12 protein-coding genes are annotated in these 9,414 nt (G+C 74.2%); 3 read left to right on the top strand and 9 right to left on the bottom strand.

Annotated features, from left to right (window positions below; genetic code table 11):
* Positions 1-320 (bottom strand): SufE family protein (locus JWR81_RS22005; RefSeq protein WP_297656190.1); only part of this gene is annotated, 320 nt, incomplete at its 3' end.
* Between the two features lie 128 nt (positions 321-448).
* Here JWR81_RS22005 and JWR81_RS22000 point away from each other — a divergent pair.
* Genes JWR81_RS22000 through JWR81_RS21990 form a run of 3 tightly spaced genes read left to right on the top strand, consistent with a single transcriptional unit; the run spans position 449 to position 4,296 of the window.
* Complete coding sequence (locus JWR81_RS22000) at positions 449-2,089, top strand: PEP-utilizing enzyme (RefSeq protein WP_297656187.1); 1,641 nt, start codon at positions 449-451, stop codon at positions 2,087-2,089.
* A 7-nt stretch (positions 2,090-2,096) separates the two neighbouring features.
* On the top strand, positions 2,097-2,903 hold the full coding sequence (locus JWR81_RS21995; RefSeq protein WP_297656184.1) for a PEP/pyruvate-binding domain-containing protein: 807 nt from the start codon (positions 2,097-2,099) through the stop codon (positions 2,901-2,903).
* Positions 2,896-4,296 (top strand): MFS transporter, encoded by a 1,401-nt coding sequence (locus JWR81_RS21990; RefSeq protein ID WP_297656181.1) that lies wholly within the window; start codon positions 2,896-2,898, stop codon positions 4,294-4,296. Before JWR81_RS21995 ends, JWR81_RS21990 begins: the two co-directional genes overlap by 8 nt.
* 6 nt (positions 4,297-4,302) lie before the next feature.
* On the opposite strand, the gene JWR81_RS21985 is transcribed toward JWR81_RS21990, so the two are convergent.
* From JWR81_RS21985 to JWR81_RS21950, 8 genes are all read right to left on the bottom strand, one after another.
* The gene (locus JWR81_RS21985) at positions 4,303-5,193 is read right to left on the bottom strand and encodes a sulfurtransferase (RefSeq protein WP_297656178.1); all 891 of its coding nucleotides are present in this window, start codon (positions 5,191-5,193) and stop codon (positions 4,303-4,305) included.
* A gap of 45 nt (positions 5,194-5,238) precedes the next feature.
* Positions 5,239-5,859: a nucleoside triphosphate pyrophosphatase gene (locus JWR81_RS21980; protein ID WP_297656175.1), complete on the bottom strand. Its 621-nt coding sequence runs from the start codon at positions 5,857-5,859 to the stop codon at positions 5,239-5,241.
* 123 nt (positions 5,860-5,982) lie between these two features.
* Positions 5,983-6,663: a response regulator transcription factor gene (locus JWR81_RS21975; RefSeq protein ID WP_297656173.1), complete on the bottom strand. Its 681-nt coding sequence runs from the start codon at positions 6,661-6,663 to the stop codon at positions 5,983-5,985.
* Positions 6,627-7,730, bottom strand: a complete 1,104-nt coding sequence (locus tag JWR81_RS21970) for a histidine kinase (protein ID WP_297656161.1) — start codon at positions 7,728-7,730, stop codon at positions 6,627-6,629. Before JWR81_RS21970 ends, JWR81_RS21975 begins: the two co-directional genes overlap by 37 nt.
* On the bottom strand, positions 7,727-8,239 hold the full coding sequence (locus JWR81_RS21965; protein WP_297656158.1) for a hypothetical protein: 513 nt from the start codon (positions 8,237-8,239) through the stop codon (positions 7,727-7,729). The genes JWR81_RS21970 and JWR81_RS21965 overlap by 4 nt, the downstream gene beginning before the upstream one ends.
* A 99-nt stretch (positions 8,240-8,338) precedes the next feature.
* Positions 8,339-8,473 (bottom strand): DUF427 domain-containing protein, encoded by a 135-nt coding sequence (locus JWR81_RS21960; protein WP_297656155.1) that lies wholly within the window; start codon positions 8,471-8,473, stop codon positions 8,339-8,341.
* Positions 8,474-8,587: 114 nt separating this feature from the next.
* Complete coding sequence (locus tag JWR81_RS21955; protein ID WP_297656152.1) at positions 8,588-8,827, bottom strand: acyl-CoA carboxylase subunit epsilon; 240 nt, start codon at positions 8,825-8,827, stop codon at positions 8,588-8,590.
* Positions 8,824-9,414: carboxyl transferase domain-containing protein (locus JWR81_RS21950; protein WP_297656149.1), on the bottom strand; the 591-nt coding region annotated here is incomplete at its 5' end. The genes JWR81_RS21955 and JWR81_RS21950, both read right to left, overlap by 4 nt.

Here is a 9,414-nt window from a genome sequence, read left to right as displayed (position 1 = left end):
GGCACGGCCAGGACCTCGTCGGCGGGCTCGCCGTCGAGGCCCGTGTGCATGATCGACGCGAATCCCCGGGTGGTGGGCGCCTCCGGCGGTGCCGAGAAGAACAGGCGCACCGCCCGCTTGCCCTCCGGCTCCACCTCCACCGCCAGGAACAGCGGCGACTGGCACTCGTGCACCTGCTCCATCGTGTCGGCCGCGTCGGCGTAGCGCTCCGGCAGCGCCGGCAGCTCCCGGGAGAGCTCCAGCAGCAGCTGGAGGCGGTCCTTCGGCCCGACGCCCGTGAAGTCCTCGACCAGTTCCTCGAGCTGGGGTGGCAGGCTCACCGGGCACCTCTCCTCGTCCATCGTGAGTTCATCTCGCGTTCATCATGTATTTCCTCGGCGTCGAGGTCCTCCTTGACGGGAACCAGGCCTCCCCGAGACGGGGCCGGCTCCATCCGAGAGGGGTCAGCATGCATGACGTCGTGTACGAGGCGCCCGGCGAGGGCTCGTGGGAGCTGGAGTCGACACACTTCCAGCGTCCGATCAGCAGGTTCGCCGCGAACGCGTTCCGGTCCGGCTTCCCCCGGGGCTTCGCCGAGGGCACCGCCCGCTACGGGATGCTGGTCGACCACATGGAGCCGGCGGTCGTCAACGGGTTCATCTACACGAAGCTCGCGATGTTCGGGGACGACCGGCCCGGCGGGGCGACGCCCGACGAGCTGCAGGCCCGGATCATGACGTCGGTCCGCGCGTTCGCGGAGAAGCAGTGGCGGCAGGACCTCGCCCACTGGGACGAGATCGACCGGCCGGCCGCGATCAACGGCCACCTCGACCTCCAGGATGTCGACCCCGCCGCGCTGTCGGACGAGGAGCTGGCCGCGCACCTGATCCGCTGCTTCGAACACGTCGAGTCGATGCACTACCTCCACCACAAGTACACCGCGTCCGCCACGATCGCACTCGGCGACTTCCTCGCGGCCGCGCAGCAGTGGACCGGTGCCGGCGCGGGCGAGCTGATGGAGCTCCTGCGCGGCACGTCACAGATCTCCACCGGCTTCGCGGCCGTGGAGCTGGACACCGTGGCCGATGCCGTCTGCGCCAGCACCACCGCGACCCGGACGCTCGCGGAGGCCGGGCCGCCCGCCGACACGCTCGCCACGCTCGCGGCCGATCCGGACGTCGGCGAGCAGGTGCAGGCCTACCTGGACGCGGTCCGGTTCCGGTCCGTCGGCTACGACGTCAGCGAGCCCACCGCGGGCGAGATGCCCGCGCTGCTCGTCGAGGCCGTCCGCGCCGCCGTCGCCGGAGCCACGGCCGCACCGCAGGACGAGGACAAGCTCGCCGCGGTCCGGGCGCGGGTGCCGGCCGAACACCTGGCCGACTTCGACGAGCGGCTCGGTGAGGCACGGCTGATGAACCGGCTGCGTGACGAGCGGGGCGCCTACTCCGACGGCTGGGGCACGGGGTTGGCGCGGCGGGCCCTGCTGGAGGCGGGCCACCGGCTGGTGGCGGCCGGCCTGCTCACCGCTGCGGCGCACGCCGTGGACGCGGACGCGGACGAGCTGGCGGGGCTGTTGCGCGGCGAGCCCGGCCCGAGCGCCGACGAGGTGGCCGAACGCTACGACTGGCGCACGTCGCACGCGAACGAGGACGCGCCGCCGCTGCTGGGCCCGGTGCCGTCCCCGCCCCCGCCGCTGGAGATGCTGCCGCCCCCGGCCCGCCGCGCCGCCATGGCCATGGGCGCCACGATGGCGAACATCTTCGGGGTGCCCGACACCCCGAACTCCGACACCGTGGTCCACGGGCTGGCGGTCAACGACGGCGTCTACGAGGGCACCGCGCGGCTGGTCGACGACTCCGCCGACTTCGGGCGCATCCAGCGGGGCGACGTCCTGGTGGCGCGGATGACCTCGCCGTACTTCAACGTCGTCCTCCCCCTGCTGGGCGCGATCGTCACCGACCGCGGCGGCCAGCTGTGCCATGCCGCGATCGTCGCCCGGGAGTACGGGATCCCGGGCATCGTCGGTACCCGCGAGGCCACCCGCATGATCCCCGACGGGGCGCGGGTCCGGGTCGACGGGACCACCGGTGCTGTCCGGCTGCTGGGATGAGCCGCCGATGATCTGCGCACTGGCCGATGCGACGGACACGGAGGCGTTCGGGGGCAAGGCCGTTCAGCTCGGTGTGGGGATCCGCGCCGGGCTCCCCGTCCCGGCGGGGTTCGCGGTGTCCGCCGACCACGTCGAGGCGGTGGTGGACGCCGACGCGGCTGCGCTCACCGAGCTGCAGGCGGCGTGCGCGGGAGGGGCCCGTCGTGCGGTCCGTTCCAGCGCGCTCGGTGAGGACTCGGGCGCGGCGAGCTTCGCCGGCGCGCACCTGACAGTGCTGGGGGTGCGCGGCGCCCACGCGGTCGTCGACGCCGTCCGGCAGGTGCACGCGTCGGGTCGGGCGGCAGGTGCGCAGGCCTACCGGGCTCGGCTCGGGCTCGGCTGCACGTCCCGGATGGCGGTGGTGGTGCAGGAGCTCGTCGACGCCGACGTGGCAGGCGTGCTGTTCACGAGGAACCCCGTGACCGGGGCCGCCGAGCGGGTGATCGAGGCGAGCTGGGGGCTCGGTGAAGCCGTCGTCGCCGGGCTGGTCATCCCGGACCGGTACCGGCTGGACACCACGGGCCGGCTGCTGGAACGCCGTCTCGGTGATAAGGACACGGCGGTCCGTCGCAGCGTCGCCGGTGGTACCGAGGAGGTGGCGGTCGCCGTCGGGCTCGCCGCCGCGCCGTGCCTGGGAGAGGCCGAGCTGGCGGCGCTCCACGGGCTCGCGTCGGCGTGCGACCGCGTGTTCGGGTCCACGGAGCACGACATCGAGTTCGCGTTCCGCTGCGGCACCTTGTTCCTCCTGCAGCGACGGCCGATCACCGGTGGCTGAGTCCGTGGCGGCCGGGCCGCAGGCGGTCGGGCGCAGCTCCTGGACGGGTCTCGCGGCGGCGCTCCTGTCCGCGTCGCTCCTGCCGCTCAACTCGACGATGATCTCGGTGGCGCTGCCGGACATCGCGCGCCAGTTCGATCGCGCCTCCGGCACCGTCACGCAGACGCTCGTGGGGATCTACCTCGTCGCGGCGATCGTGCTGCAGAGCCCCGGCGGCAAGCTCGGCGACAGGCTGGGCCACTGGCGGATGTTCGCGCTCGGCCAGGCCGTCACGGGCCTGGGCTCGGTGCTCGGGTTCCTCGCACCCGACCTCGGGACGCTGGTGGTGGCCCGGGTGCTGATCGCGGCCGGCGGTGCGGTCATCGTGCCGACGACCGTGGCGCTGCTGCGCAGCGAGCTGCCGCCGGAGCGCCGGGGACGCGCGTTCGGCATGTTCGGGGCCGTCATGTCGCTGGCTGCCGGCATCGGACCGGTGGTGGGCGGCGAGCTGGTCAGCGCGTTCGGCTGGCCGAGCATCTTCGTGGTCAACCTGCCGGTGCTCGCGGTCTCGGCGGTGCTGGCCGCGACGGCGCGCCGCGCGTCCGGGGTGGCGGGTGGGGCACCCCGTCCCCGGTTCGACTGGACGGGGTCGCTGCTGCTCGCAGCGTTGCTGACCGCGTTCGTGCTGGGTCTGGAGGCCACCGGGGCAGCCTCCGTGCTGCTGCTCGGGGTCTGTCTCGTGCTGGTGGTGCCGTTCGTGTGGCGGGAGCGTCGCGCCGAGGACCCGGTCGTGGCGTTCGCGCTGTTCCGGTCGCTCCCCTTCACCGCAGGCACCGTCCTCATCGCGGTGCAGAACCTCGCGATGTACACGCTGCTGTTCGAGCTCCCGCAGGTGCTCACCGCCCTGTTCGCCATCGACGCGGCGAGCACCGGCCGGTTGCTGGTGTCGATGATGGTGGCCACGGTCGCCACGTCGCTGGTCGCCGGCCGGCTGGTGGACCGGTTCGGGCCCCGCCCGGTGGCGGTCGTCGGGTCGCTGGCGTGCCTCGCGGGGCTCGGGATGCTCGCGGCGTCGGGCCTGACGTCGCCGGGTCAGGTGCGATTGCCGCTGGTGGTGCTGGGCATCGGGATCGGGCTCGCCACCCCGGCCGCGCAGAGCGCCTCGCTCAGCGCGGTCGACCGCCGCGAGAGCGGCATGGCCGCCGGGGTGAACTCGACCATGCGCTATCTCGGCGGCGTGGTCGGCATCGCCGTGCTGGGACGGCTGCTCGACGTCGGCGGGAACCGCGAGGAGGTCCTCGGCGAGCACCGCATCATGCTCGCGGTGTTCGCCGGGGCACTCCTCGCGGGCCTGGTGAGCGCGGCGGCCCTGCCCGGGCGCGCGGCGCGGCCCGCCCCGGTGGGGCAGGCCTGAGGCCGCTCAGACGGAACCGCGCTCCGCGCCCTGCACGATCGGCACGCGCACGGCGTTGCCCCACTCGGTCCAGCTGCCGTCGTAGTTGCGGACGTTCTCGAAGCCGAGCAGGTGGGTGAGCACGAACCACGTGTGGCTGGAGCGCTCGCCGATGCGGCAGTAGGCGACGACGTCGTCGTCGGCCTTGAGCCCCTGCTCCTCCAGGTAGATGGCCTCGAGGTCGGGGCGGGACTTGAACGTGGCGTCCTCGGCGGCCGCGCGGGCCCACGGCACGCTCGCCGCACCCGGGATGTGGCCGCCGCGGACGGCGCCCTCCTGCGGGTAGTCGGGCATGTGCAGCAGCTCGCCGGAGTACTCGCCGGGGGAGCGGACGTCCACCAGCGGCTTGCCGAGGTGGGCGAGCACCTCGTCCTTGAAGGCGCGGATCTTGCTGTCGTCGCGCTCCACGACCGGGTAGGAGACGGTCTCGGGCTTGGGCTGGTCGGTGGTCATCTCGCGGCCCTCGGCCAGCCACTTGGCACGCCCGCCGTCGAGGATGCGGACGTCCGCGTGGCCGAAGAGGCTGAACACCCACAGCGCGTAGGTGGCCCACCAGTTGTTGCGGTCGCCGTAGATGACGACGGTGGTGTCGCGGCCGATGCCGCGCTCGCCGCAGATCTCGGCGAAGCGGGCGCCGTCGACGTAGTCGCGCGTGACCGGGTCGTTGAGCTCGGTGTGCCAGTCGACCTTCACCGAGCCGGGGATGTGCCCGGTGTCGTAGAGGAGCACGTCCTCGTCGGACTCGACGACGACGAGCCCCTCGGCGCCGAGGTTCGCGGCCAGCCACTCGGTGGTGACGAGGCGCTCCGGGTGCGCGTAGGCGGCCAGCTTCGGGTCGGTGTCGTTCTGCAGAGCCATGGGGCCGAGATTAGACCTGCCGTCGAGCGGCTCGCCGCTCGCGCGTCAGCGCTGCCACAGGTCCGTGACGGTCACGCCGACGCCCGCGAGCAGTCGTCGGACCAGCGGCAGGCTGAGCCCGATCACGTTGGACGGATCGCCGTCGATGCCCTCGACGAACCAGCCGCCCAGCCCGTCGAGGGTGAACGCCCCGGCGACGGCCAGCGGCTCCCCGGTGCCGATGTAGGCGTCGAGCTCGGCGTTGGTGGGCTCGCCGAACCGGACGACGGTGACGGCGTGGCCCTCGGCCACGCGGTCGATCTCGCCGTCGACCATGCGGAGCACCGCGTGCCCGGTGAGCAGCTCGCCCGTGCGGCCGGCCATGGCGCGCCAGCGGCGCCGCACCTCGTCGGCGTCGGCGGGCTTGCCGACGAGCTCGCCGTCGAGGTGGAGCATCGAGTCGCACCCGATGACGAGCGCGTCGGGGTGGGCGCCGGCGATGCGGCGCGCGATGGTGGTGGCCTTGGCGCTCGCGAGCGTGGTGACCTTCTCGCCCACCGACGCGTGCGCCACGGAGTCCAGGACCGCCTTCTCGTCGAGATCGGCCACCTCGACGGCCGGATCGAGGCCGGCCGCCGTGAGAATGCGAAGGCGGGCTGGGGAGGCCGAGGCCAGTACGACGCGCACGGCGCCCGACCCTACGGGGCCGGGCGCCGGGCGCCGTGACCAGGAGCGTCGGTGGGGATCAAGGGTGTGCCGGGCGGTCAGCCCGAACCGCAGCCACCGCCGTCGCCCCAGGTCCGGGCCGGCTCAGCCGGGGACCAGGCCGTGCCGGTACGCGTACCCCACGGCCTGGGCGCGGTCGCGCAGCCCGGCCTTCGCGAACACGCGGTTGACGTGCGTCTTCACGGTGGCCTCGCTGACCACGAGGCGCCGCGCGATCTCCCCGTTGGACAGGCCGGTGGCGATCAGCCCGAGCACCTCGGCCTCGCGCGCGGTGAGGTCGTCGGGGGGTGCGGCGGGCGCCGTCGGGCCGGCCGCGACGAGTGCGGCGAGCGCGGCGGAGTCGATGGTCGACTGGCCGGCGGCGGCGGAACGCAGCGCGTGCCCGATGGCCTCGGCATCGGCGTCCTTGGACAGCCAGCCCACGGCCCCGGCGCGCAGCGCGTCGAGGACGGAGGCGTCGTCGGCGTAGGTGGTGAGGACGACGACCGCCGTGCCGGGGTGCTCGGCGCGCACCCGCCGCGTGGCCTCGACGCCGTCGCACCCGGGCATGCGCAGGTCGGTGAGCAGCACGTCGGGGGCGTGCTCGGCGACCAGGGCGACGGCCCGCTCGCCGTCGGGCGCGGCGCCGACGACCTCGATGCCGGGCAGCAGCCCGAGCAGCGTGGCGAGGCCCTCGCGGACGATGGTCTGGTCGTCGGCGAGGACGACGCGGAGGTCCGCCGCGCCGGTCACGGGACCGCCGGCAGCTGCAGCCGCACCCGCCATCCGTCCTCCACAGGTCCCACGTCGAGCTGCGCCCCGGCGAGCGCCGCGCGCTCCGCCATGCCGACCAGACCGTAGCCGCCCGGACGGACGGGGGCGGGCGCGCCCGCGTGGTCGCGGACCTCCAGCTCGGTCATCCCGTCGCGGTGCGACAGGCGCACCGACACCGGCGCACCCCCCGCATGCTTGCGGACGTTGGTGAGCGCCTCCTGGGCGGTGCGCAGGATCGTCTCGCGGGCCCCGGGGCCGAGCGGCCCCTGCTCGCCGGCGATCTCCAGCGTCGCGTCCGGGGTGTCCGCGACGAGCGCGCGCAGCCCGGCCGCCAGGTCCACCGGCTCGGTGCGCAGCGCGGTCACGGCCCGGCGGGCCTCGGCGAGCCCCTCGGCGGCCAGCCGCTGGGCGCGTTCGATCTGGGCGACGGTGTCGGGTGCGGCGCCGTCGCGCTGCAGCATCAGCCGCGCGCCCTGCAGCTGGACCGAGAGCGCCGACAGCGAGTGCGCGAGCACGTCGTGGACGTCGCGGGCGATGCGCGCGCGCTCGGCCAGTGCGGCGGCGCGGGCGTGCTCCTCGTACACGCGGGCGTCCGCCACGAGCGTCAGCTCCCGCTGCTCCAGCCGCCGGGCGCTCTCCCGGCGGCTCATGCCGAACAGCAGGACCGCGACCAGCCCGACCGCGAGCACAGCGAGCCCGCCGAGCGAATCGTGGCGCAGCACCAGGAACGACCCGAGCCCGGTGCCGACGGTGATCGCGACGGCGGCGGGAGCGGGGAGCCGGGCCCCGGCGGAGAGCACGGCGTAGATGCAGAACGCGATCGGCGTGGACCAGACGCCCACGGCCGCCACGAGCACAACCCCTGCCGCCCCGGTGAGGACGATCCCGGCCGGTGCGATCCACGGCGGAGTCTCCGCCCGGAGCGCGGTGACGATCCACCCGGCGCTCGCCAGGACGGCCGCCACGATCGCGGGGCCGAGGTGCTGCACGGGCGTACCGGTGGCGAACGTGGCCACCAGGATGATCGGCAGCCAGACGAGGTTGCTGACCAGCCGTACCGGGCCCCAGTCCGTGCTCACCGGCCGAGTGTGGCCCGCGCCCCGGCGCCGCGTCGATCCCCGGACGGGCGGAGCGGCCGTCCGTCGGCGCGCACCCTCGCGGCCAGCACGAGGTACTGCGCCCTGATGCTCACGCCGAAGCCCAGCGTCAGGGTGGCCGCCGTCGCCTGCCCGGCCGGCGTGCCCACAACCAGCACGCCCACCAGCACGCGCGCACCGATCGAGACGGCCCACAGCACGAGGCTGAGCGCGCCGCCGCGCCGGTAGAGGTAGCCCTCGCGCAGGCTCAGCCGGATCGCCGCGCCGCGGACCGCGCCCAGGGCGGCGGTCAGCAGGAGGTCGCCCGCCACGACGGCGACGGCGAGCAGCGTCCACCGCACGTCGGCCTGGACGGTCTGCACGAGTCCCCACACCACGAGGACCAGCGGCAGGACGAACGAGCTGCCCGTCGTGACGAAGCGGCCGACGAACTGGCGGTAGATGATCCACACGATCGCGAGGGCCGGGATGAGGTACGAGCCGATGTCCATGCCCGCAAGGCTGCTCGCCGCGCGGCCGCCGATCGTCGGTCCCGGAGCGGACGCGGGGTGGAGATCGCGGGTCCACCCGTGGGTGGACCCGCCCGCCGGTCACTCGCTGACGGTGACGCCCCCGGAGTCCTTCAGGTACTCCGGCTTCACCGACGCGACGGGGAGGTAGTGGTCGTCCTCGACGACGGTGTCGTCGCCCTCGGCGATCACGGTGCCGTTCCAGGTGGCCTTCACAGAACAGGTCCGGCCCGTCGATCCGGAGGGGCGCCTGTCGCCGCCACCGGTTCGTGAGATGACGGTCAGGGCGGTTCGATCACGGACCGATCGCCCTGAGCGTCATCTCACGGGTCAGCGGGGCCAGGTGGAGGCGCGCCACGCGCCGGGCCCTGGGCTCAGCTGCGTCCGCAGTCGTGCCGCCGGGTCGTTCCACGCGCTGCGCGGCCGCGGGGCGGGCTCACCGCCCCCTGCGCTCGCGACGGCCGCGAGCGTCACCGTCAAGGCGGCGAGCTCCTCGTCGGTGGGCTCGCCGCGGACGACGCGGAACAGTGCCCGCCGTTCCTCAGGAGTGGCCTCGGCGTCCCCCGTCACAGCGGAATGTTCCCGTGCTTGCGGGCGGGGACCGCCTCGCGCTTGGTGGCCAGCGTGCGCAGCGCCCGCCCGACGTAGCCGCGGGTGTGCGACGGCGGGATGACGCCGTCGATGTAGCCGCGGTCGGCCGCGATGTACGGGTTGGCGAGCGTGTCCTCGTACTCCTGCTGCAGCTCCTTGCGCCGGACGGCGAGCTCGTCGCCCTCCAGCGCGGCCAGCTCCTTGCGGTAGAGGATGCTCACCGCGCCCGGCGCACCGGTGACGGCGATCTGGGCGGTGGGCCACGCGATGTTGATGTCGGCGCCCAGGTGCTTGGAGCCCATCACGTCGTAGGCGCCGCCGTACGCCTTGCGGGTGATCACCGTGATCTTGGGCACGGTCGCCTCCGCGTACGCGTAGATGAGCTTGGCGCCGCGCCTGATGATGCCGCCCCATTCCTGTGCCGTTCCGGGCAGGAAGCCGGGCACGTCCACGAACGTCAGCACCGGGATGTTGAACGCATCGCAGGTCCGGACGAAGCGCGCGGCCTTCTCCGCGGCGTCGATGTCCAGCGTGCCGGCGAAGTGCAGCGGCTGGTTGGCCACCAC

It is taken from the genome of Pseudonocardia sp., assembly GCF_025965585.1.
Classification (GTDB): Bacteria; Actinomycetota; Actinomycetes; order Mycobacteriales; family Pseudonocardiaceae; genus Pseudonocardia.
Note: the sequence above shows the minus strand (reverse complement) of the source record. Positions and strands in the feature narration are given on the sequence as shown.

What these genes read in the sequence shown, in the direction of transcription:
- JWR81_RS21985 (WP_297656178.1), bottom strand. Translation starts at nt 5,193, where the DNA reads ATGGCTCTGCAGAACGACACCGACCCGAAGCTGGCCGCCTACGCGCAC.
- JWR81_RS21965 (WP_297656158.1), bottom strand. Translation starts at nt 8,239, where the DNA reads ATGGACATCGGCTCGTACCTCATCCCGGCCCTCGCGATCGTGTGGATC.
- JWR81_RS21995 (WP_297656184.1), top strand. Translation starts at nt 2,097, where the DNA reads ATGATCTGCGCACTGGCCGATGCGACGGACACGGAGGCGTTCGGGGGC.
- JWR81_RS22000 (WP_297656187.1), top strand. Translation starts at nt 449, where the DNA reads ATGCATGACGTCGTGTACGAGGCGCCCGGCGAGGGCTCGTGGGAGCTG.
- JWR81_RS21975 (WP_297656173.1), bottom strand. Translation starts at nt 6,663, where the DNA reads ATGGCGGGTGCGGCTGCAGCTGCCGGCGGTCCCGTGACCGGCGCGGCG.